Here is a 23,705-nt window from a genome sequence, read left to right as displayed (position 1 = left end):
GGCAATCCTCTCGGGAGGACAAAGACTGGTCGAGGGGGAACATGCCTCGACCGCGAAACCCCACTCAGGCAGGGGCAGCGCTACTGGACCGCAGACACGGTTCAGCTTGAAAAGTCGCGCAGTGTAACGGCAAAAAGCCGACTTGCTAAGGGCCAATCAGCGCCAATTTATAGCTTCTTTGCGACGCCGCTGCCATGGACGCGCAAATAGCGTTCAAGCGCTGCCAGGGAGTCCGGGCAGTAAGGCTTGCGCTGGATTTCATCGAGCACCTGCTCGAGGGGCAGGAAACGCGCCTCGAGGACTTCTTCGGGCTGCAGGACCAACGGGCCGTCCCATACCGCCGAGAACGCCGAGCACCACAGGCGACTGCCAGGGTCTTCGAAATAGAAATGGTCGTGGGCGGTCAGTTCCACGCCGCTCACGCCCAGCTCTTCCGCCAGCTCACGGGCAGCCGATTCGGCGTAGGTCTCATCGGCCTGCACCATGCCCCCGCCGCCACGTCCCAGAAACCTGGGTAGATGGCCTTGCTCAGGGTGCGCCGATGTACACACAGTTCACCGGACGAATTGAACAGCATGATGTAGGTGCCGCGTCCGATCAGGCCACGCTCACGCAGCTCTGAGCGCACCACGCTGCCGAGCAGATTGTCGTGCTCATCGACCCACGCAATCAGCTCGGCATCCGAGGCCACTCGATGAGCGACCTCCCGGGGGCTTTCGCTCATGAATCAACCCTGGTTCAGCAGTTGCCGCAAGTCGATGACCGCTGCGTTGGCTCGGGAAATGTAGTTGGCCATGACCAGCGAGTGGTTCGCCAATACACCGAAGCCGCTGCCGTTGAGGATCATCGGGCTCCAGACCGGTTCCTGGGACGCTTCCAGTTCACGAATGATCTGCCGCACGCTGACCGTGGCGTTCTTTTTCGCCAGGACATCGGCGAAGTCCACTTCGATGGCGCGCAGCAGATGCGACAACGCCCACGCCTGGCCACGGGCCTCATAGAACACGTTATCGATTTGCAGCCACGGGGTCTCGACTACCTCTTCATCCACCTGCGGTACCTGGCCCGGGGCCGGGACTTCGGTTTTCAGCGAGGTATTGAGCTTGACCCGGCCAACGCTGGCCGACAGGCGCTGGGACAACGAACCCAGGCGAGTGCCGACATCCCCCAGCCAGTTGTTCAGGTTGTCGGCGCGGGCGTAGAACAGTGCGCTTTTCTGGCTCGGGTCGGACAGGCGCGCCTGGTAGCGACTCAGGGAATTGATGCCCTCCTGGTATTCAGACTCGCTGGAGGGCAGCACCCAACTGCGGTTGTCGAAGTTGAAGCGCGGCTCGGCCTTGGCCAGGTCGGCGTCCTCGGCGGACTGCGACTGGGAACGGGCGAAGTCCTTGCGCAGGGCGCGGCTCAGGTCGCGGACCTGCACCAGCACGCCGTATTCCCAGCTCGGCATGTTGTCCATCCACAGGCCAGGCGGGAAGCGGTCGTTGGAGATGTAGCCACCCGGCTTGCTCAGCAGGGTTCCGGCCACCGTCTTGAGCGTCTCGACCGTGGTGTAGCCCACCACCATCTGCCGGCCATCTTTCTCCGCTGCGGCCTGGGCGTTCTGCTGCACAGGGAACAGCGCGGGCTCCTGGCTCCAATACCAGCCGACGGCAATGGTCACCAGCAGGTAAAGGCCGATCAGCGTCGCCAGTGCGCGGCTGAAAAAAAGCCCACCCAGGTAGCTGCGGGTGTCCGATTTCGGCTCGGCGGCACGTTCAGGCGCGCTGCCCGCGCGATTTTTCCAGTCCAGCATGGTGATATCCCTTCAATCACTTGAGTTCTCGGTTCGACCACAACCCTACGCCATCGTGCCTGATTTGAAACGCGATAATGCGGCGCCAATCATGCCGGGCGCGACAGGGTAATTGAACAGCACTATAAAGGAAGCGTTGCCATCGGCCTACGAGACTGGTCAGTCACAAACTGAATTTCGCGACTGGACAGAATATTGACGTATGACACTCATGCGAAGGAAAAGAGGTGCTAGCATAGAGCCACCAGTCGATCTCAGCATGCACCCTAACTAGTAGTCAGGATATGACCGAGCCAGAAGACCCCAGCCGTGAGCGCCTCAAGCACCACTTTGCCCAGCGGGTAATTCATCAGGCTCGTCAGATCCTGGAGATTTGGCAGCGCCTGCAACGCAGTGAGTGGACAAGCACCGACCTGTCGGAACTCAGCGAAGCCAATCTGCGCCTGCTGCGCTTTGCCGAGCGCTTCGAACAGCCCGAGCACTCCCAACTGGCCCAAGGCATCAGCCAGTCGCTGCAAGCGGTGGACGCCAATCGCGGGCGCCTGAGCAGCCACCTGATCACCGAAATCAACCGCCTGATGCAGCGCTTGTCTCGTACTGGCCTGCGCCATGGCGACCAGCTCGAACAAACCTTCCTGCCGCCGCTGCGCAAACCCATCTACGTGTTGCTGCAGGACCATGACCGCGCCGAGCGCCTGGCCAAGCAGTTGGAGTTCTTCGGCCTCAGCGCCCAGGCGCTGAACAGTGTCGTGGCGTTCCGCGCCTCGATGGTCGAGCGCCTGCCGGCGGCGATCGTCATGGATGTGGATTTCAGCGGCCCCGGCGCCGGCCTGAAACTGGCCGCCGAAGCCCAGGAAGGCCTGGAGCAACCGCTGCCACTGTTGTTCTTCAGTTTGATGGAAACCGACACGCCGACACGCCTGGCCGCGGTGCGCGCCGGTGGGCAGGAATTTCTCACCGGCACCCTCGAAGCCTCGAGCCTGCTGGAAAAGATCGAAGTGCTGACCTGCGTTGCCCAGTACGATCCGTACAAAGTGCTGATCATCGATGACTCCCGTGCCCAGGCCATGCACACCGAACGCCTGCTCAACAGCGCCGGCATCATCACCCGCACACTGATCGAGCCGATCCAGGCCATGGCCGAACTGGCGGACTTCCAGCCCGACCTGATCATCCTCGACATGTATATGCCCGCCTGCACCGGCACGGAACTGGCCAAGGTGATACGCCACAACGACCGCTACGTCAGCGTGCCGATCATCTACCTGTCCGCCGAAGACGACCTGGACAAGCAACTCGACGCCATGAGCGAAGGTGGCGACGACTTCCTGACCAAACCGATCAAGCCCCGGCACCTGATCACCACGGTGCGCAACCGTGCCGCCCGGGCGCGCAACCTCAAGGCGCGGATGGTGCGCGACAGCCTCACCGGACTCTACAACCACACCCATATCCTGCAACTGCTCGAGGATTGCAGCTTCCGTGCTCGTCGCGAAGGCAAGCCCCTGAGCTTCGCCATGCTCGACATCGACCATTTCAAACGGGTCAATGACAGCCACGGCCACCCCATGGGGGACCGGGTGATCAAGAGCCTGGCGCTGTTTCTCAAGCAGCGCCTGCGCAAGACCGACTTCATCGGCCGTTACGGCGGCGAAGAGTTCGCCATCGTCATGCCCGACACCGACATCGACGCAGCCTGCAAAGTGCTGGATGAAATTCGCCAGCGCTTTGCCGAAATCCACTACCCGGCCCAGCCCCATGACTTGTGGTGCACCTTCAGCGCCGGCGTGGTGGAGATGAGCGATGACTCCGACAGCCTGATGATGGCCAGCCAGGCGGATGAAGCGCTGTACCGCGCCAAGCACGCCGGGCGCAACCGGGTACAGAGCGCCCGCCAATCAAAGCAAAGTGCCACCTTTTCATCGGAATCGACCGATTCGGTCATAAACCTGTAACGCAAACGCAATAACTTCAGGCTCTTACGATTCTGCCCCTGGTAGACCTTTAATGCGCCTGAAGCTGCTGACCAATCTCAACACCCTTCTTTTAGTAGCCGTGTGCCTGGGCCTTGGAGCCACGCTGTGGTGGTCGCAGATCGCCCTGGAGCGACCCTATCTGCTGATGGAGCGCTACCTGGGATTGTCGCGGCAGTTCCAGGGCGAAGTAGCGCGCAATATCGAGGATTACCTGGCCAGCGGCGACGCCTTGCGCCTGAGTGCTGCCACCCAGGCCCTGGAGACCCTGCAAAAAGACCTCGATCAATTTCCCCCGGCACTGGCCAAGCCCCTGCGCCCGAGCCTGTCGAACCTCGATGGCTTCAGCAAGACCGATCTGCTGGCCGCCGGCAAACTGGCCGGCGATCCGCAGGCCTTGCTGCTGCAGGCCGAGCGTGAACTGAGTGCCAGCCTCGACCAACTGGCCCAATACGCCAATGGCGCCCCGGCCTACTTGCCCGCGCTGTTTGCCGCGTCACAGCACCTGGGCCGCCTATCCCTCACCCGGGACAAACTGGTCAGCAGTGGCCGTAGCGAATTGGCCGCCGACGTCGAGCGGGAACTGGCGAGCATCCGTGTGGAGGCCGAACGCCTCGACAGCCTGCCCCTGCTGGGCGTCACCGCCAGCAGCGAATCAGGCAGCGACGATTTCGCCGCGCTGATGGGTTTGGAAACCCAAGAAAAAACCGCCGCCGAAGATGCTGGCATCGCCCTCAAGCGCGAACTCAACAGCCTGCTCGGCCGCTACCCGGCAGAATTGGCCCGCACCCGTGAACTTATCCAGAAACGCACTGAACTGAGCAGCGCCACGCACCTGAAAATCGCCGACGTGCAACAGGCGATCGATGCCATGGAGCCGGCGGTACGTGCCCAGCATGGGCAGATCCAGGGAGAGGTTCGCTTGATCCAGGGGGTGATGATTGGCTTGATCCTGCTGATTGCGCTGCTCATCGACACCTTGCAGCGGCGCCTGGCCCGCACCTTGACGCACCTGGCTCCAGCCCTGTCGACCTGGGCCGAGGGCGACTTCAGCCGTGATATCCACGTGGGCGCCAGCAACCGCGAATTGCAAGACATCGAGGCTTCGCTCAATCGCCTGCGCGCTTACCTGGTGGACCTGGTGGGCACCATTCGAGTAAACGCCGAACAGGTCGCGGGTAGCAGCCGAACCCTGGCCGAACTGAGCGGCGAGCTGCACAGTGGCGCCGAGCATCAGGCTGGCGACACGGCGCTGATCCGCGACTCTCTCAGCGAACTGGAAGCGACGATCCAGCAAGTGGCCGGCGATGCCAGCCAGGCCGCAGACGCCAGCCGCAGCGCCGGGCAGGCGGTGGAGCAAGGACAGAAAGTCATCGGCCTGAGCCTTACAGGCTTGCATGCGTTAGTGGGAGAAGTACAAGGCAACGCGCAGATGATCGAACAACTGGCCGAGGAGTCCGCCACCATCGGCGGCGTGTTGACGGTGATTCGCTCGATTGCCGACCAGACCAACCTGCTGGCCCTCAACGCTGCCATCGAAGCCGCCCGCGCCGGGGAAATGGGCCGGGGCTTCGCGGTGGTGGCCGAGGAAGTCCGCTCCCTGGCCCAACGCACGGCCGGCGCCACCGCCGAAATCCAGACGCTGATCGCCCGCTTGCAACAGGCCGCGCGCCAATCGGTGGACGGCATGCGCGCCCAGGTCGAACACGCCGAAGCCACCGCCAACCAGGCGCAAGCGGCTGATGGCGCGCTGGATGAGATCGTCGGTGCCATCCAGACCATCTCCGATACGGCGGTACGCATCGCCGACGTCACCGCCCAACAAAGCGGCGCCGTCAGCGAAATCCGCGATCACAGCGAGCGGATTCACCAACTGGGCGGCGACAACCTGCTGCGCATCGGCCAGGGGCGCGAACAAGGCGACAACCTGTTGGTACTGGGCGGGCGGTTGCATACGGCAGTACAGGCGTTTCGGGTTTAGACCTCAGATCCAGTGTGGGAGCGAGCCTGCTCGCGATAGCGCTGGGTCAGTTTGCATTGATGTTGAATGGGCCGCCGTCATCGCGAGCAGGCTCGCTCCCACAGGGGTTCGGCTCCAACCGTATGACCGGATCAGGGACCTGGGTCACAAATTTCGCGCAAACATCGGTCATCGTGCTGGCTATTGCAGAGAACTGGACAGTCACAAAGGCTTTGCGGCATAGTCGCCAGGTTCTGATACCTGCTCACAGATAACAAGGAACAGCAGATGGCGACCCTATTGGTCCTGCACGGACCCAACCTGAACCTGCTGGGCACCCGCGAGCCGGGCGTCTACGGCGCCGTGACACTGGCGCAGATCAACCAGGACCTGGAGCAGCGGGCCCGCACCGCCGGCCATCATTTGCTCTATCTGCAAAGCAACGCCGAATATGAATTGATCGACCGTATCCATGCCGCACGTGGCGAAGGCGTGGATTTCATTTTGATCAATCCAGCAGCTTTTACACACACAAGCGTCGCATTACGTGACGCGCTGCTGGCGGTGAGCATCCCATTCATCGAAGTGCATTTGTCCAACGTGCACAAACGCGAACCTTTCCGCCATCACTCCTACTTCTCGGATGTAGCGGTGGGAGTGATCTGCGGCCTTGGCGCCAGCGGTTACCGGCTGGCCCTGGAGGCCGCCCTAGAGCAGCTTGAAAAACAGGCAACAGCTTGAACAACAAGCGTTAAACGCCCCTGACCGACCCTTGGGAGTTGATGATTCATGGATATCCGTAAAGTTAAGAAATTGATCGAATTGCTGGAAGAGTCCGGCATCGACGAGCTTGAGATCAAGGAAGGCGAAGAGTCCGTACGCATCAGCCGCCACAGCAAGACCCCGGCCCAGCAGTTCTATGCGCCGGCACCGATGCACGCTCCAGCCGCCGCGCCTGCTCCAGCAGCAGCCCCGGTTGCCGCAGCAGCGCCAGCCGCACCGGCTGCGCCAGCGCTCAACGGCACTGTCGCCCGTTCGCCAATGGTGGGCACGTTCTATCGCAAGTCTTCGCCATCCTCGCCGTCCTTCGTTGAAGTCGGCCAGACCGTGAAGAAAGGCGACACCCTGTGCATCGTCGAAGCCATGAAGATGATGAACCACATCGAAGCTGAAACCAGCGGTGTGATCGAGTCCATCCTCGTCGAAGACGGCCAGCCGGTTGAGTACGACCAACCGCTGTTCACCATCGTTTGAACCGCGGAGAGCCTTTGATGACTGCGAAGTTGGAAAAAGTTCTGATCGCTAACCGCGGTGAGATCGCCCTGCGGATTCTGCGTGCCTGCAAAGAGATGGGCATCAAGACCGTCGCCGTTTACTCCAAGGCCGACAAAGAACTGATGCACCTGGGCCTGGCGGACGAATCCGTCTGCATCGGTCCGGCGTCGGCTGCGCACTCCTACCTGCACATCCCGGCGATCATCGCCGCTGCCGAAGTGACCGGCGCTACCGCCATTCACCCTGGCTACGGCTTCCTGGCGGAAAACGCCGACTTCGCCGAACAGGTCGAAAATTCCGGTTTTGCCTTCATTGGCCCGAAAGCCGACACCATCCGCCTGATGGGCGACAAGGTCTCGGCCAAGCACGCCATGATCGCGGCGGGTGTGCCGACCGTTCCGGGTTCCGACGGCCCACTGCCTGAAGACGAAGAAACCGCTTTGCGCATCGGTCGCGAAGTCGGTTATCCGGTGATCATCAAGGCCGCTGGCGGCGGCGGTGGTCGCGGCATGCGCGTGGTACACAAGGAAGAAGACCTGATCTCCTCGGCGAAACTGACCCGCTCCGAAGCTGGCGCGGCGTTCGGCAACCCGATGGTCTACCTGGAAAAATTCCTGACCAACCCACGTCACGTCGAAGTCCAGGTACTGTCCGACGGCCAGGGCCACGCGATCCATCTGGGCGACCGCGATTGCTCGCTGCAACGTCGTCACCAGAAGGTCCTCGAAGAAGCGCCGGCACCGGGCATCGACGAGCAGGCTCGCGAGGAAGTCCTGGCGCGTTGCGTCAAGGCCTGCATCGACATCGGCTATCGCGGCGCCGGTACCTTCGAGTTCCTGTACGAGAACGGTCGTTTCTACTTCATCGAAATGAACACCCGTGTTCAGGTGGAGCACCCGGTTTCGGAAATGGTCACCGGTATCGACATCGTCAAGGAGATGCTCAGCATCGCCGCAGGCAACAAGCTGTCGTTCACCCAGGATGACGTGGTCATCCGCGGTCACGCGCTGGAATGCCGGATCAACGCCGAAGACCCGAAAACCTTCATGCCAAGCCCAGGCACGGTCAAGCATTTCCATGCCCCGGGCGGCAATGGCGTTCGTGTCGATTCGCACCTGTACAGCGGTTATGCCGTTCCACCGAACTACGATTCGTTGATCGGCAAGCTGATCACCTACGGGGCGACCCGTGACGAAGCCATGGCGCGCATGCGCAATGCGCTGGACGAAATCGTGGTCGACGGGATCAAGACCAACATCCCGCTGCACCGCGACCTCGTACGTGACGAAGGCTTCTGCAAAGGTGGCGTCAACATCCATTACCTGGAACACAAGCTGGGCAACCAGCACTGATGCTTCAAGTGATGTAAAAAGACCCCGGTCCATTGGCCGGGGTCTTTTTTTGCCTGTCGCTCACGATGCGGGCAACGGCATCAGCCCAGCATCACCGTAGAGAATTCCTGCAAGGCAAGTTGCGCCGCAGTCGCCGACCGGCCCTGATGGGTGCGAACGGCACCGTTGGCATTGGCCACCAACGGTTCGCTGCGCAAGCGCGTCATGAACCCGCGCGCACGTACCGATACCGGATCAGAACCCCGCTTCGCCCTCGCCAGCACGGGTACGTAGTAGCGTTCGACCTGACTCTGCGAGGTCTTGAACACAGAGGTGATACCACTGCGCAGATCCAGCGCAACACCATAGTTATTCCCGAAGCAGGAAGAATACGACCAGTGATCCCAGGTGGGTTGCAGACCCTGGCGCCTCATCACCAACCGGACCGGCTCGCCAATGTCAGCCCCCGTCAGCCAATCCCCACCCACCAGCGTGGCACGAATATCCTTGGGCGATCCCCCCAGGCGCCGCATCACATCCCGGACGCTGCGCTCGATCAGCGCACGGATGTTGTGATCGAAATGAATGACCGCCCCCATCTTGGTGGCAGGGTTGTACAACGAAGCGATCACACACGTTTGCGCATTCAGCGAGAACAGATAGTTGTCCGCCGCCTCGCTGAACCTTGCCACCACAGCCTCGCCCTGCAACGCGCCCCTGGTCGCGTCCGGGAAGACATGCCCGGGAAACGCCTCCCGCAGATCCCCTACTCTCCCAAGGTTGCGCACATGGTCATTGCCGCCTCTCAAGCCGACCTTGTTATGGGTCCACTTGCCATTCGCCAGCCTGCGGATGGGTAGTTTGTACAACGCGCCGGGACGCCTGGCATCCACCAGGCACAACCCGCCGAAGTAGGGATCCTCCGTCACCTGGTAGTACCGACCCCTGCTCCGTATGTAGTGGGCGCTTCGCGGTTGCGTTGCGCTGGGTGGGCTGCGATAGGTGCCAAAAAAAATCCCCTCTTCGGTCACCGGCTGCAAGTGCTCCGGTACTCTGCTGACCGCCTGCTGCGGCTTCAGGCGTATGGGCGGGATCACCGGCCCGGCTTCTTTGACGATGCCCGATGTCGCGCGCCTCAAGCGTTGAGCGGACAATGACAGGGGTTTCACCGCGAGCTTCAGGTTCCTGGCCGCACGCCCTAGCAGCCTGGCCATGCTTGCGGCACCGAGCGTGGCGAACAGCGTCCCCCAGGTCGCGGCCAGCCAGTGGCCAAGCGCGCCTTCCGTGTCGCCCTGCCCATGCGCCTCGACTGCCTGCCCGGCGCTGACAGCCACCAAGCCAATGTCCAGCAACAAGGCAAACGGGGGGTAGACCATGCACACAGGAGCCGCCGCGAAGATCAACCCTTTGAACACCTGATCCCTGATCATTTCGGCACGGCTTGTGGTGATGTCCTCCACATCGGTGACAGCGCGCTCGATGCAGGCATCGAATTCAGCGCTGATGTCCATGACCCGATTGAATTCGCGCACTGTATCGACCCGCGCGCTCCCGCTCGCCAAAGCCACCAGCGAACGTCCTGCAGAGGCTCGCGCGCTCAGTGCGATCCGCTCCAGTACGTAATGATGCAGTTGCGCCGCAATGCTTCCGGAGAAGTCCAGGTACTTGCGAAACAGGATCCCGTCCGGAGCGTCGGGTGTATACAACCAGTAAAAAACCTTAGGGTCGAAGTAGGTGAAAACGTAGACCCCTTGCACGACATGACCGCCGACGGTCAACTTGATCACGCCTTCGCGCGTCACGGCGGCGCTGGGGTGCGTGGCGCTGCTCACCGGCCTCCCATCGCTTAGCAGCGTGACTTGCCGGGTGAGCCACTGGAATTCGTCGGTGTTCAACATCGACTTGCCATGGGCCACACGCAGGTCGCGATCCATCCGGGCCAACAGCATGTAGCGGCATGCCTCGCGGCGTTTCAGATACTCAGGGTCCTTGGCATCGAGAAAGGTGGCGCGGATGTGCTTGGCATATCGTTCCCCCAGGTAAGCCACGCGAATGTACGACGCCAATTCGGCGCTGCGAACCTGCTTCAAGTCCTGCCCGACAGAAGAACGCACGCCTTTTGCGGGGTCGTCGATATCCGAGCTGTGCTCGTATCCAAAAATGGCCAGGTCCAACAGGCTGGCGGTTTTTTTCTCGGTTGCCAGCCCGGTGCTGTAGTCGATGAGCACAGTGGCTGGATCGACCGCTTCAAGCACCCCCTTGCTGCGCAGGTACGGCGCAATCAAATGGGCGAAGGTGCGCTTGGCGAAGTCGATGAAGACTTCATAGTCGACCATCTGCTCATCGAACACCTGCCGCTGAACCAGAAACTCCTGGTTCAAGCCGCTGATGTTGCGCCGAGACTCAAGCGGCAGCGCCGAGTACCAGCGAGGCGACTCGTTCAGCTCCACCTGCATCAGGTTATTGGCCAGGCCGGTCAAGACCGCGTTGCGAAGACCAGCCCTGAAATCGCTGACCGCTCCCCTGAGGTCTCTGCCCAGGTCCCACGAGGCAGGTTTCTGCGCCACGCCGGCAAAGTATTCCCGGGCCCGCCCTTGATCGATCACAGAGAGTTGCTGCAGCAGATACTCGCGACCAGCTTCATGTTGGGTCCAGGCACCGACCTCCCCGCTCAACGCCCGAAGCGAGGTCAATTCGACCCACTCATGGCCATCGGGTTTGCCCGGGGCATACAGCAGCAGACCGCTGACGTCGTCGCCCACATCTTCGCGATAGAACAGAAGAAGATCGGCACACTTCAAGCCATTGGGAAGCACAAGGTCGGCGACACGCCACACGCTGGCGGTTGGCGTCGCAACGTCGCTCTCCCATAGGGCACTGAGCGAGTCATGACCGGTCGCCGACAACTGGCCCGCGCAACGCGCGATAAATGCACTGTGCTGCAGCCGCGCCAAAAACCAATCGAACATGGCCTCTTTAAGGTCCGCTCGTTCATATCGGTCGGCCAGTGCTTGCAGGTACCCGGCAGGCGCATCGACGTCTGCCAACAATCGACCGATGAAGGCTGGCGAAAGGGACTGGTTACGCAGCATGCCGCCATTTTCCACCAGGAACACCGACACCGCGTCCGGTCGTACCGGGCCTACCGCCACCAGCTCACTCAGGCTGTAGGTGTGCACCGGCTGGCCCATCACCGTTCGCCACTGTAACTGCACGCGAATGCTGTCAGGCTCGACCAGCATGTCCAATTCATCCCTGACATAGTCCCTGGCCAATTGCAGAGCGAAGGCCCGCAGCGAACCCAGGCCATCGATCAGTTCATCGACTTGTGCCTGCGCCAGCACGGTCTGGTTTTCAAAAGCCCGCAGCCGTTCACGATCTGGATTGCTCAACCCCCGCAGCCAATGCGGCAACTGCAATCGCGCGACCGCTCCAAGATCCCGCCGCTCACGGGTTGTTGCCAACGCCGTCAAGCGACTCGTCTGGCGCCAGGCGTCCTGGAGTTCTTCGATCTGCTCTCGCAACTGATCGACGTCCAGGCCGGCCAGATGGTCAGGCTGAAAAAGCCCGTCGACCGCGACCCGATGCTCGTCAAGCTTTTGCCTGACCAGTGCTTCGAGCGAGACATCCTGCGACACCATTCGCCAATGCCGCCGCAGATAATCCTCGTAGTGACTGACAAACCTCGACGCCGCGCTTTCCACCGCCTGGGCAACGCACTCCCGGCGCTCGGGAGCAAACCCCAGGTCTACCCCCTCGGGCCAACGGTAGGGCACGTCCTGCGCTTCGTCATAAACCACAGGCGCCTGGTCGATCATGCGCTGCAACACCGTGTCGAGCAGGGTGTCGATGAAGTGCGGATCGATGTTGCCTTGGTGATAGTGGGTGCGCAGCTCGACCAGCAGGTACTCTTCCAGCACCTCCAGCAAACTCATCTGGGTTTGCAGTCGCGCGTCGATAGCCGCCTGCCAACGCGTCAATTTCTCCAGGGTCATTTGTGCAGTCGCCGCCTGCGGGGAAGAGACCGGCCCCGTGCGCGCCATGTTGCTTTGCCGTTCGGCAGTGATGTCCATTCACATTCCTCCCTGCTGTGTGGACCGGCACCTTATCCGCCCGGCGATACGCCCATGGCATACATATATATATCGAAACACCCACCCGGACGGCGCGAGACTCGCTTATCCACTTTGCCCGCGACCTGGCGTACACTGCGCGCCTTTGCAGCCCTGCGCTGCCCCCTGTAGATTTTTTTCCAAAGGTGCCCGCCATGCCTTGGCTGCAAGTACGTCTGGCCATCAGCCCGGAACAAGCCGAAACCTACGAAGACGCGTTTCTTGAAGTAGGCGCCGTATCGGTAACCTTCATGGACGCCGAAGACCAGCCGATCTTCGAGCCGGAGCTCAACACCACCCCGCTGTGGTCCCATACCCACCTGCTGGCCCTGTTCGAAGGCGGCACCGAGGCGGCCAGCGTACTGGCCCATCTCGAGCTGCTGACCGGCAGCCCGCTGCCCGAGCATCACAGCGAAGTGATCGAGGACCAGGACTGGGAACGCAGCTGGATGGACAATTTCCAGCCGATGCGTTTCGGCCAGCGCCTGTGGATTGTCCCGAGCTGGCACGCCGCGCCAGAGCCGGACGCGGTCAACCTGCTGCTGGACCCGGGCCTGGCGTTCGGCACCGGCACCCACCCGACCACCGCACTGTGCCTGGAATGGCTCGACGCCCAGGACCTGAAGGGCTGCAACGTACTCGACTTCGGCTGCGGCTCGGGGATCCTGGCGATTGCCGCGCTCCTGCTGGGCGCCCGGGAAGCCGTCGGCACCGACATCGACGTCCAGGCCCTGGAAGCTTCCCGCGACAACGCCGGGCGCAACAACATTGCCGAAGCCCTGTTCCCGCTGTACTTGCCGCAGGACTTGCCACAGGTCCAGGCCGACGTGCTGGTGGCCAACATCCTCGCCGGCCCGCTGGTGTCCCTGGCGCCGCAACTGTCGAGCCTGGTCAAGCCGGGCGGACGCCTGGCGCTGTCGGGCATCTTGGCCGAACAGGGTGAAGAAGTCGCCGCCGCTTATGCCGCGGATTTTGACCTGGACCCGATCGCCAATCGCGATGGCTGGGTGCGCATCACCGGACGTCGGCGCTAGAATGAGCGCCTGTATCCACCGGATTGCCGCATGACTGACAGTTTCGTCACCCAGTGCCCGCATTGCCATACCCGTTTTCGCGTCAGCCATGCTCAATTGAGCGTGGCCCGCGGGGTGGTTCGTTGCGGCTCGTGCCTGCAAGTGTTCAATGCCGCACGACAGTTGCTGGAACAACGCACTGCCAAGCAACCGGCGCCTGCCGTCGCGCCGACCGCCAAACCTGCGGTCGAAGCCCCGCCCCGGGCGATCAGCCAGAAACAATGGAGCGCGGCCGAGCTGGATCTGGATGACCTGGACAAGGAGCTGGCGCGCCTGGAGCGACGCGACAATCGCGCGCCAGGCAATACCGGCCGGCGCCGGGAAGACAACCTCAGCGCGCAACGCGACTCGCTCTCCAGCGAACAGCAAGCCTGGCCCGACAGCCTGTACAGCGAATCTTCCAGCGAGCGCGTCGAAGCCGTCCTCCAGGACCCCATCGAACCGTTCGAACCCCACGAACCGGCCCGGCCACCGCGCACCGAGCCGTCCCTGTCCCTGGCCCTTGAACCACTGGAACCGGACGACGAACCGGTCGCCCCGCTCCACCTGGCGCCGGACGACGAGCCCGACGAACACCTCGAGCGCCTGTCTGCCACCGACGACCACGACGACGAACCCGAGCAACTGGCGCCATTGCGCAAGTCACGGGAGCGCCAGGAGCCGGGGATACGCGCCGAAGCCCTCCACGACCTGGACGACGACCCGCTGCAACTGGACTGGCGCAAACGCCGCTCGCCCTGGGGCCGACGCTTGTTGTGGGGCCTGTTGATACTGCTCGCCAGCGCGGCCTTGGGCGGCCAGTACATCGCCTACCATTTCGAAGAACTGGCCCGCCAGGACCAGTACCGGCCGTGGTTCCTGCAAATCTGTCCGACCATCGGCTGCGAAGTACCGTCCAAGGTCGACATCGCCAAGATCAAGAGCAGCAACCTGGTGGTGCGCAGCCATCCGGAGTTCAGCGGAGCCCTGGTGGTGGACGCGATCATCTACAACCGTGCGCCCTTCTCCCAACCTTTTCCGTTGCTGGAGTTGCGCTTTGCCGACCTCAACGGACACCTGATCGCCAGCCGTCGCTTCAAGCCCGGCGAGTACCTGGGTGGCGACCTCGAGGACCGCGGCGAAATGCCGCCCCAGACGCCCATTCACATCGCGCTGGATATCCTGGACCCTGGCCCCAAAGCGGTAAACTACAGTCTGAGCTTCCATTCCCCCGAATGAAGCCGGCCAGGGTCGGCCAATTGACGGCAGCTTTCTGACTGGCCCCACCCAGACCAAACCGCTGGCGATAACAAAATAGCTGTTCAGATTTTATCCAATTCGATCTTTATCCAGTCATCGAGAGCGGGTATCATGCCAACCCTTTTTCGAAGTCTCATGATCCGGCCCCACTTCAGGGAAGTCCTATGTCGGCGGTACGCATCGGCCCATATACATTGCAGAACGGCCTGATTCTCGCCCCTATGGCGGGGGTCACCGACCAGCCCTTTCGTCAGTTGTGCAAGCGACTGGGTGCAGGATTGGTGGTTTCGGAAATGGTCACCAGCGACATGAGTTTGTGGAACACCCGCAAATCGCGTCTGCGCATGATCCACGAAGGTGATCCCGAGCCCCGCTCGGTACAGATCGCCGGTGGCGACGCACAGATGCTGGCGGAGGCGGCCCGGGCGAATGTCGAGCTGGGGGCGCAGATCATCGACATCAACATGGGCTGCCCGGCGAAGAAGGTCTGCAACAAGGCCGCAGGCTCGGCGCTGTTGAAAGATGAAGCGCTGGTCACCGAGATCCTGCAGGCGGTCGTCGCCGCAGTGGATGTGCCGGTGACCCTGAAGATACGCACCGGCTGGGACCGGGAGAACAAGAATGGCCTGGTGGTGGCGAAGATCGCCGAACAGGCGGGCATCACGGCGCTGGCGGTCCATGGCCGCACCCGTGCCGACCTGTACACCGGCGAAGCCGAGTACGACACCATCGCCGCGATCAAGCAGGCGGTGTCGATTCCGGTGTTTGCCAATGGCGACGTCGATTCGCCCGAGAAGGCCCGGTACGTGCTGGACGCGACCGGGGCCGATGGCCTGTTGATTGGCCGGGCCGCACAGGGGCGGCCATGGATTTTTCGTGAGATCGAACACTTCCTGCGCACGGGCGAAAAACTCGCGCCGCCGCAGTTGTCCGAGGTGGAACGTATTCTGCTAGAGCATCTGGCCGCGCTACATGCCTTCTACGGAGAAGTCATGGGTGTACGCATTGCTCGCAAGCATGTGGGCTGGTATCTCGCAACCCTGCCGGGCGCCAGGGAGTTTCGCGCCCGTTTCAATCGTTTGGATGGTACGCAAGCACAATGCGCCGACGTTCAGGCGTTCTTCGCTGAGCGTTACAAGAGCCTGACAGGGGACGAAGGGGTGGCCGCATGACGATGATGACCGAGACTTTAGTGAGTGGAACAACACCCGTGAGCGACAACGTGAATTTGAAACAGCACCTCAATACGCCCAGCGAAGAAGGCCAGACCCTTCGCGGGAGTGTCGAGAAGGCGCTGCACAATTATTTCGCCCACCTTGAGGGCGCTGCCGTCACGGATGTGTACAACCTGGTGCTTTCCGAAGTCGAGGCGCCTCTGCTCGAAAGCGTGATGAACTACGTCAAGGGCAACCAGACCAAAGCCAGTGAGCTGCTGGGCCTGAACCGCGGCACCCTGCGCAAGAAACTCAAGCAGTACGATCTGCTGTAAGCATTCAATCAAACCAGAAAGGCGCCCGCGTAAAAAACGGTCGCCTTTTTTGCTGACTTCCCTTGCTTTTGATGGAAATTGAAATGACCGACCAGACCACCCGCCTGCCGATCCGCCGCGCCTTGATCAGCGTCTCCGACAAGACCGGGATCCTCGAATTCGCCCGCGAGCTGCAACAGCTGGGCGTCGAGATTCTCTCCACCGGCGGGACCTTCAAGCTGCTGCAGGACAACGGCGTCGCCGCAGTGGAAGTCGCGGACTACACCGGTTTTGCAGAAATGATGGACGGTCGGGTCAAGACCCTGCACCCGAAAATCCACGGCGGGATCCTGGGCCGTCGCGGCATCGACGACGCCATCATGAACGAACACGGCATCAAGCCGATCGACCTGGTAGCGGTCAACCTCTACCCGTTCGAAGCCACCATCAACAAGCCCGGCTGCGACCTGCCGACCGCCATCGAGAACATCGACATCGGCGGCCCGACCATGGTCCGCTCGGCGGCCAAGAACCACAAGGACGTGACCATCGTGGTCAACGCCAGCGACTACGCCAGCGTATTGGAAAACCTCAAGGCCGGTGGCCTGACCTACGCCCAGCGTTTCGACCTGATGCTCAAGGCCTTCGAACACACCGCCGCCTACGACGGCATGATCGCCAACTACATGGGCACCGTGAACCAGGCCGCTGAAACCCTGTCGACCGAAGGCCGCAGCGAATTCCCGCGCACCTTCAACACCCAGTTCGTCAAGGCCCAGGAAATGCGCTACGGCGAGAACCCGCACCAGAGCGCGGCGTTCTACGTGGAAGCCAAGCCCGCCGAAGTCGGCATTGCCACCGCCACCCAGCTGCAAGGCAAGGAGCTGTCGTTCAACAACGTGGCCGACACCGACGCCGCGCTGGAATGCGTGAAGAGCTTCGTCAAGCCCGCCTGCGTGATCGTCAAGCACGCCAACCCGTGCGGCGTGGCCGTAAGCCCGGACGCCGAGGGCGGTATCCGCCAGGCCTACGAACTGGCCTACGCCACCGATACCGAATCGGCTTTCGGCGGCATCATCGCCTTCAACCGTGAACTGGACGCCGCGACCGCCAAGGCCATCGTCGAGCGTCAGTTCGTCGAAGTGATCATCGCCCCTTCGGTCACCGAAGAAGCCCGCGCCATCGTTGCCGCCAAGGCCAACGTCCGCCTGCTGGCCTGCGGCCAATGGTCGGCCGACCGTGCGCCGGCCTGGGACTACAAGCGCGTCAATGGCGGCCTGCTGGTCCAGAGCCGCGACATTGGCATGATCGGCAGCGAAGACCTGAAAGTGGTGACCAAGCGCGCCCCGAGCGAGCAGGAAATCAACGACCTGATCTTCGCCTGGAAAGTCGCCAAGTACGTAAAATCCAACGCCATCGTCTACGCCAAGAACCGCCAGACCATCGGTGTCGGCGCAGGCCAGATGAGCCGTGTGAACTCGGCCCGCATCGCCGCCATCAAGGCTGAACACGCCGGCTTGCAGGTACAGGGCGCGGTCATGGCCTCCGATGCATTCTTCCCGTTCCGCGACGGCATCGACAACGCGGCGAAGGTCGGCATCACCGCCGTGATCCAGCCGGGTGGTTCGATGCGTGACAATGAAGTGATTGCGGCTGCCGATGAGGCCGGCATCGCAATGGTCTTTACGGGCATGCGTCACTTCCGTCACTGATACACCGACCCACTGTGGGAGCTGGGTTGGTGTGGGAGCAAGGCTTGCCCGCGATGCAGGCAACTCGGTCCATCAGGCAAACCGAGGTGATGCTATCGCGGGCAAGCCTTGCTCCCACACAAGCCCAGCTCCCACACAAGCTCGCTCCCACAGAAAGGCAGCTTTAGCGCTGCATCCAGAATCAGCGTCATCCGAGGTTTTTGAAATGAATGTTTTGATCATTGGCAGCGGTGGCCGCGAACACGCCCTGGCCTGGAAAGTAGCCCAGGATCCACGTGTGCAGAAGGTTTTCGTGGCACCGGGCAATGCCGGCACCGCCATCGAAGCCAAATGCGAAAACGTCGCCATCGACGTGCTGGCCCTGGAGCAACTGGCCGACTTCGCCGAGAAGAACGTCTCGCTGACCATCGTCGGCCCGGAAGTGCCGCTGGTCGCCGGCGTGGTCGATCTGTTCCGCGCCCGTGGCCTGGACTGCTTCGGCCCGACTGCCGGTGCCGCGCAGCTGGAAGGCTCGAAAGCGTTCACCAAGGATTTCCTGGCGCGTCACAAGATCCCGACCGCCGACTACCAGAACTTCACCGAAATCGAACCGGCCCTGGCGTACCTGCGCGAGAAAGGCGCACCGATCGTGATCAAGGCCGACGGCCTCGCGGCCGGTAAAGGCGTAATCGTTGCCATGACCCTGGCCGAAGCCGAAGACGCCGTGCGCGACATGCTCGCCGGCAATGCCTTCGGTGACGCCGGTTCCCGCGTGGTGATCGAAGAGTTCCTCGACGGCGAGGAAGCCAGCTTCATCGTCATGGTCGATGGCAAGAACGTCCTGCCAATGGCCACCAGCCAGGACCACAAGCGTGTCGGCGACGGCGACAGCGGCCCGAACACCGGCGGCATGGGCGCCTACTCCCCGGCCCCGGTGGTGACTGCCCAAGTGCACCAGCGCGTCATGGACCTGGTGATCTGGCCGACCGTGCGTGGCATGGCCGAAGAAGGCAACGTCTACACCGGTTTCCTCTATGCCGGCCTGATGATCGACAAGGCTGGTAACCCAAAAGTCATCGAATTCAACTGCCGTTTCGGCGATCCTGAGACTCAGCCGGTAATGCTGCGCCTGCAATCGAGCCTGGTCCTGCTGGTCGAGGCCGCACTGGCCCAGGCACTGGACAAGGTCGAAGCCCAGTGGGATCCGCGCCCAAGCGTCGGTGTCGTATTGGCGGCTGGCGGTTACCCAGGCGACTACGCCAAAGGTAGCGCGATCCAGGGCCTGGACGCCGCAGCCCGCCTGGAAGGCAAGGTCTTCCATGCAGGCACGGCGTTGAAGGATGGGCAAGTGGTCACCGCCGGTGGTCGTGTGCTGTGCGCCACCGCCATGGGCGCCAGTGTCGACGAAGCTCAGCAGCAGGCCTACAAGCTTGCCGCCGAGATCGACTGGGAAGGTTGCTTCTACCGCAAGGACATTGGCTACCGCGCCATTGCCCGCGAGCGTGGCGAAAATCTGGAATAACCCAGCCATTCAGCCAGGCAAGGGTCTACGGCCCTTGCCTGACTGTTCCGGCGCCGCGCATAGTTATAATCTGGCATCAACCTACGAAGGGATTTCGCCGTGCGCTGGCTCAGGATTGCCATAGGCCTTACCGTCACCCTGCTGACGATGCTCTGCATGCTCCCGGCCCAGGCCGCGCCAGGCAGTGGCTGGGCGGTATTGCTCGACGAACAGGGCGACCTCACGCTGAGCGACATCCGTTCTGCCCGCTACACCAATCAATTCAGCCCCATCGACCTGGACCGCCTCAAGGCCGCCGAGCCCGGCGGGGCATTGTGGTTGCGTTTCCGCCTGGCCCCCGACCGGCATGAACAGATCCTGCGCATCTTCGCCCCCGACCTGTCACGCCTGAACCTCTATGTGCTGGACGGCGATGCCCTGGTTGACCAACAAATCAGCGGCAATGCCACGCCGCATACCGAACCGGTGGTACCCAGCAGCGATTTCATGCTGCCCCTTCCACGCAGCGACAAATCGCTGGACGTCTACCTGCGACTGTCCTCGCGCCATGAACTGCGCCCCTACATCACCTTGCAATCGGCAGTCGTGGCTGCGGCCGATCAGAACCAGACGCTGATCTACGGGTTGCTGTTCGGCTGCATCGCCATGCTGGTCCTGCACAACCTCACCCGCTATGCCTACACCCGTTCACGCAGTTGCCTGTGGCTGGCAGCCTGTGAAGGGTTGCTGATGCTCAGCCTGGCGCTGTTGCTGAACCTGGCCGGGCCCTGGCTGCCCGACTGGCCAGCCGTCCAGACGCCCGGGGCCTACCTGGCCTTGCTGCTGACGGCGCCCTGCGGCCTGATGTTCGCCTACCGTTTCTTTGCGCCCCTGGGGCCGCACCCGTTGAATCGGCTGCTGCTGGGGGACATCGTGCTCGTCATGCTGTGCAGCCTGTTGCTGTTGTTCGTCAACACGCTGCCGCTCAATATCATGACCTACGCCCTCGTGGCCCTGGCCGGCCTGAGCATGCTGCTCGTCAGCGCCTGGCACTGGCAAAAGGGCTACCGCCCGGCCCGGCTGTTCGTCGCGGCCATGGTGGTCTTCAACCTGGGCACGTTGATCATCCTTCCGGCACTGCAAGGGCTCACGGAGGTTCCTCCCCAAGGCCTGATCATCACCCTGCTGATCTTCATCTGCATCAGCGGCCTGTTGATGAGTGTCGCCCTGGGCGAGCGCCAGCGCTCGATCAACGAAAGCCGGTTCAGCATCAGCCGCGACCTGGCGGCGAGCAATGCCGAGATCAATGCCAAGGCCGAGTTCCTGGCCAAGATCAGCCACGAGATCCGCACCCCGATGAACGGCGTGCTGGGCATGACCGAGCTGCTGCTGGGTACGCCGCTGTCGGTCAAGCAACGCGACTACGTGCAGACGATCCACAGCGCCGGCAATGAGCTGCTGACCCTGATCAACGAGATCCTCGACATCTCCCGGCTCGAATCCGGGCAGATCGAACTGGACGACGTGCAGTTCGACCTCAATGCCCTGATCGAGGATTGCCTGAGTATCTTCCGTGCCAAGGCCGAACAGCAGAATGTCGAGCTGATCAGCTTCATCCAGCCCCAGGTGCCGCGCGTGATCAGCGGTGACCCTACGCGGCTGCGCCAGGCGCTGCTGAGCCTGCTGGAAAACGCCCTGAAGAAAACCGACGAGGGCGAAGTGCTGATCGTCGTCGCCCTCGACGAGCGCAGCAATCAGCCGCGCCTGCGCATCGCCGTGCAGGACAGCGGGACGCCGATGGACGCCGAAGAGCGCGACACGCTGATGCACGCCGAACTGCACAGCAAGAATTTCCTGTCGGCCACGCGCCTGGGGGGCAACCTGGGCCTGGTCATCGCCCGTCAGTTGATCATCCTGATGCACGGAGAATTCGGTATCAAAAGCGGTAGCAACCAGGGTAGTACCTTGTGGCTGACCTTGCCGCTGGACCCGGATCGCCTCGAACATCCAACTTCCGACCTCGATGGCCCGCTGCAAGGGGCGCGGGTATTGATCGTCGACGACAACGACACCTGCCGCAAAGTACTGGTGCAACAGTGCAGCGCCTGGGGCCTGAACGTCAGTGCGGTGCCATCGGGCAAGGAAGCCCTGGCGCTGCTGCGCACCAAGGCGCACCTGCGCGATTATTTCGACGTGGTGTTGCTGGACCAGAACATGCCGGGCATGACCGGCATGCAACTGGCGGCCAAGATCAAGGAAGACCCGAGCCTGAACCACGACATCCTGTTGATCATGCTCACCGGTATCAGCAACGCGCCGAGCAAGATCGTGGCGCGCAACAGCGGGGTCAAGCGCATCCTCGCCAAACCGGTGGCCGGTTATACCCTCAAGACCACCCTGGCGGACGAGCTGAACCAGCGCAACCGGGGCCAGGCAACGAATGTGCAGGTAAACGCCGGCCCTCCCATTCCGGTGAAGGTGCCGAGCGATTTCCGCATCCTGGTGGCCGAGGACAACAGCATCTCCACCAAGGTCATCCGCGGCATGCTCGGCAAGCTCAACCTGCAACCCGATACCGCCAGCAACGGCGAAGAAGCCCTCAAGGCCATGAAGGAGCAGCGTTACGACCTGGTCCTGATGGACTGCGAAATGCCGATCCTCGATGGGTTTTCCGCCACCCAGCAATTGCGTGCCTGGGAAATGGGTAACCAGCGCACCCGCACCCCCGTGGTGGCGCTCACCGCGCACATCCTGGCCGAGCACAAGGAACGCGCCCGCCAGGCCGGGATGGACGGTCACATGGCCAAGCCGGTGGAGCTGTCGCAGCTGCGTGAGCTGATCGAACACTGGGTGGCCCAGCGCGATCAGCAAAAACCGACTGCATCGACTTTTTGAACCGATCCAAGCCTGCGAGCAAACACGCTTCAGAGTTCCAGGGCACTGAGGTAGGTGGACGCTTGGGACAGCACTGAACGTTTTACCTTTTCCCTGAAGGTGGCGTAGTACAGCGTATTGAAGTTGATGACGGTCATTTGCTCGACGCTGTTGCGCACCCAGTCGCCTCGCTCGATGAACAAGAATCGAGACGCCTGTCGACGCAGCTGGAACTGGCAGTGATAAACGCCCATTTCAATTCGATGGGTGCCGTTCGGCACACAGGGCATCATCTGGAAAATGCCTGTGTCGCGCGACAGGCTGGTTGATTCGAACAGCTCTAGCGCTTTGGGATTGCTCTCCAATGCCACCAACGCACCACTGGCCGGGGCGTGAAAAGCTTCGCCAAGACGAGCCTCGATATGTTGTGTCGCTCCCACCCCCATCGGACCTTCAATGGTCGACAGCGTCTGCGGGCGCGGTACGTCCCAGCCCAGGAATCTGAGCTGGCTGCAGAAATAGTCGAACTAGTGACCGGACAACCCGTCGCGATAGGCTGACCAGGTGGCCCGTTGCGCATACATCGTGCTCAAGTACACATCTTCCCGATGGGACGCAGGTAGACCGGCGGCGAACGAAACGACACTGCCGCCAACGACTGCGGCAGATGGAATCGGCCCCCTCATCTGCAGACCTCTTCGGCAGGAAGAACACCTGAATCATCGATAGCCTTGGTGATATCGACAATGTTGTCACCCACGGCAGCCGCGACCTTACGGGCGATAACCTCACGGGCAGGCGCGAACAATGTTTCGCTCAGTTGCGTGCGGAAATAACGTGCCGTCACACAACCGTCGATGTCTTTGCCATCAAAGCACTGCCTCCAAGGATTGGCCTCGATCACTTTCGCTGTGTTGAATTGCAAATAGACACCAGCCATCGAAACAGGGCTTTGCGCCACGATCACCAGCAAGCGCACGGGGCTGGAAGATGACGGGCTCTGTGCCGCGTCAGGCTCGTATTGTTTTTGCACATGCTTGCGCACAATCCCCATCGCAGGCAGCGAGCCGGGTAACGCTGCGATACGCTCCATCACCGCCATGATCCGCTGTTGCTGATCCACCTGATCATCCAAGGGGATGGCCGCCACCCACTCCAATGGCGAATGGGTATCTTCTTTTTGCGGCTGCAGATCCTTTCGCCTTTTGGCAGCTGATATCCAGGCGACACTCAAGACCTCCAAATAAGTGGCGTACCAATCAACCGCTGGTGCACGCAGCAGACTCTTATCAGCAACCAGTTGTGCGAGCAAGACCGAATTCATCAGGTCGTCAACTTCCGTGCGCCGTAGTGCGCAGGGCGCTAAAACAATCGCCGCAGCGTTAACAAAAACCGAATATTCCTTATCCATAC

Annotated in this window: 16 protein-coding genes and 1 pseudogene; 12 read left to right on the top strand and 5 right to left on the bottom strand. The window is 61.9% G+C overall.

From position 1 onward, the window contains the following. Window positions 1-167: 167 nt before the first annotated feature. Together KI235_RS03395 and KI235_RS03390 are read right to left on the bottom strand one after the other, a co-directional pair. Window positions 168-724 (bottom strand): annotated as a pseudogene (locus tag KI235_RS03395) (NUDIX hydrolase). Between the two features lie 3 nt (window positions 725-727). Next, on the bottom strand, window positions 728-1,795 hold the full coding sequence (locus tag KI235_RS03390) for a DUF2333 family protein (protein ID WP_003197431.1): 1,068 nt from the start codon (window positions 1,793-1,795) through the stop codon (window positions 728-730). Between the two features lie 284 nt (window positions 1,796-2,079). Here KI235_RS03390 and KI235_RS03385 point away from each other — a divergent pair, with 284 nt between their 5' ends. The 5 genes from KI235_RS03385 (at window position 2,080) to accC (ending at window position 8,355) form a co-directional block, all read left to right on the top strand. Next, a complete protein-coding gene (locus KI235_RS03385) occupies window positions 2,080-3,750 on the top strand; it encodes a PleD family two-component system response regulator (protein ID WP_013692163.1) in 1,671 nt (556 codons plus the stop codon). A 52-nt stretch (window positions 3,751-3,802) separates the two neighbouring features. Next, the gene (locus tag KI235_RS03380) at window positions 3,803-5,749 is read left to right on the top strand and encodes a methyl-accepting chemotaxis protein (RefSeq protein WP_003197427.1); all 1,947 of its coding nucleotides are present in this window, start codon (window positions 3,803-3,805) and stop codon (window positions 5,747-5,749) included. Window positions 5,750-6,016: 267 nt separating this feature from the next. Beyond that, window positions 6,017-6,469 (top strand): type II 3-dehydroquinate dehydratase, encoded by a 453-nt coding sequence (gene aroQ, locus KI235_RS03375; protein WP_003197425.1) that lies wholly within the window; start codon window positions 6,017-6,019, stop codon window positions 6,467-6,469. 48 nt (window positions 6,470-6,517) lie between these two features. Further along, window positions 6,518-6,982, top strand: coding sequence for an acetyl-CoA carboxylase biotin carboxyl carrier protein (accB, locus tag KI235_RS03370; protein ID WP_003197423.1), 465 nt, complete (start codon window positions 6,518-6,520; stop codon window positions 6,980-6,982). A 17-nt stretch (window positions 6,983-6,999) separates the two neighbouring features. Next, entirely contained in the window at window positions 7,000-8,355 is a 1,356-nt protein-coding gene (gene accC / locus KI235_RS03365) for an acetyl-CoA carboxylase biotin carboxylase subunit (RefSeq protein WP_003197421.1), read from the top strand. An 80-nt stretch (window positions 8,356-8,435) separates the two neighbouring features. On the opposite strand, the gene KI235_RS03360 is transcribed toward accC, so the two are convergent. Beyond that, window positions 8,436-12,407, bottom strand: a complete 3,972-nt coding sequence (locus KI235_RS03360) for a type III effector 1 (protein ID WP_185047008.1) — start codon at window positions 12,405-12,407, stop codon at window positions 8,436-8,438. 194 nt (window positions 12,408-12,601) lie between these two features. Here KI235_RS03360 and prmA point away from each other — a divergent pair, with 194 nt between their 5' ends. The 7 genes from prmA (at window position 12,602) to KI235_RS03325 (ending at window position 22,313) form a co-directional block, all read left to right on the top strand. Then, window positions 12,602-13,480 (top strand): 50S ribosomal protein L11 methyltransferase, encoded by an 879-nt coding sequence (prmA, locus tag KI235_RS03355; protein WP_003197416.1) that lies wholly within the window; start codon window positions 12,602-12,604, stop codon window positions 13,478-13,480. 30 nt (window positions 13,481-13,510) lie between these two features. Next, window positions 13,511-14,737 carry a DUF3426 domain-containing protein gene (locus KI235_RS03350; RefSeq protein WP_003197414.1) on the top strand — a complete coding sequence of 409 codons (1,227 nt, stop codon included), beginning with the start codon at window positions 13,511-13,513 and terminating at the stop codon, window positions 14,735-14,737. Window positions 14,738-14,922: 185 nt separating this feature from the next. Next, window positions 14,923-15,930, top strand: a complete 1,008-nt coding sequence (dusB, locus tag KI235_RS03345; protein WP_003197413.1) for a tRNA dihydrouridine synthase DusB — start codon at window positions 14,923-14,925, stop codon at window positions 15,928-15,930. Then, entirely contained in the window at window positions 15,927-16,247 is a 321-nt protein-coding gene (gene fis / locus KI235_RS03340) for a DNA-binding transcriptional regulator Fis (RefSeq protein WP_003186237.1), read from the top strand. The genes dusB and fis overlap by 4 nt, the downstream gene beginning before the upstream one ends. An 83-nt stretch (window positions 16,248-16,330) precedes the next feature. Beyond that, on the top strand, window positions 16,331-17,938 hold the full coding sequence (gene purH / locus KI235_RS03335; RefSeq protein WP_028237504.1) for a bifunctional phosphoribosylaminoimidazolecarboxamide formyltransferase/IMP cyclohydrolase: 1,608 nt from the start codon (window positions 16,331-16,333) through the stop codon (window positions 17,936-17,938). A 205-nt stretch (window positions 17,939-18,143) separates the two neighbouring features. Further along, window positions 18,144-19,439, top strand: coding sequence for a phosphoribosylamine--glycine ligase (gene purD / locus KI235_RS03330; RefSeq protein WP_003197406.1), 1,296 nt, complete (start codon window positions 18,144-18,146; stop codon window positions 19,437-19,439). 99 nt (window positions 19,440-19,538) lie between these two features. Continuing rightward, window positions 19,539-22,313, top strand: a complete 2,775-nt coding sequence (locus KI235_RS03325; protein ID WP_212795487.1) for a hybrid sensor histidine kinase/response regulator — start codon at window positions 19,539-19,541, stop codon at window positions 22,311-22,313. 29 nt (window positions 22,314-22,342) lie between these two features. Here KI235_RS03325 and KI235_RS03320 read toward each other — a convergent pair whose 3' ends face one another. Both KI235_RS03320 and KI235_RS03315 read right to left on the bottom strand, forming a co-directional pair. Beyond that, window positions 22,343-22,732: a hypothetical protein gene (locus tag KI235_RS03320; RefSeq protein WP_244864275.1), complete on the bottom strand. Its 390-nt coding sequence runs from the start codon at window positions 22,730-22,732 to the stop codon at window positions 22,343-22,345. 242 nt (window positions 22,733-22,974) lie between these two features. Further along, complete coding sequence (locus tag KI235_RS03315) at window positions 22,975-23,703, bottom strand: hypothetical protein (RefSeq protein WP_013692158.1); 729 nt, start codon at window positions 23,701-23,703, stop codon at window positions 22,975-22,977. Window positions 23,704-23,705 lie beyond the last annotated feature (2 nt).

Source organism: Pseudomonas sp. St386 (assembly GCF_018325865.1).
GTDB classification, from domain to species: domain Bacteria; phylum Pseudomonadota; class Gammaproteobacteria; order Pseudomonadales; family Pseudomonadaceae; genus Aquipseudomonas; species Aquipseudomonas brassicacearum.
The sequence above is the reverse complement of the archived record's forward strand: the minus strand, read 5'-3'. Positions and strand labels throughout refer to the sequence as shown.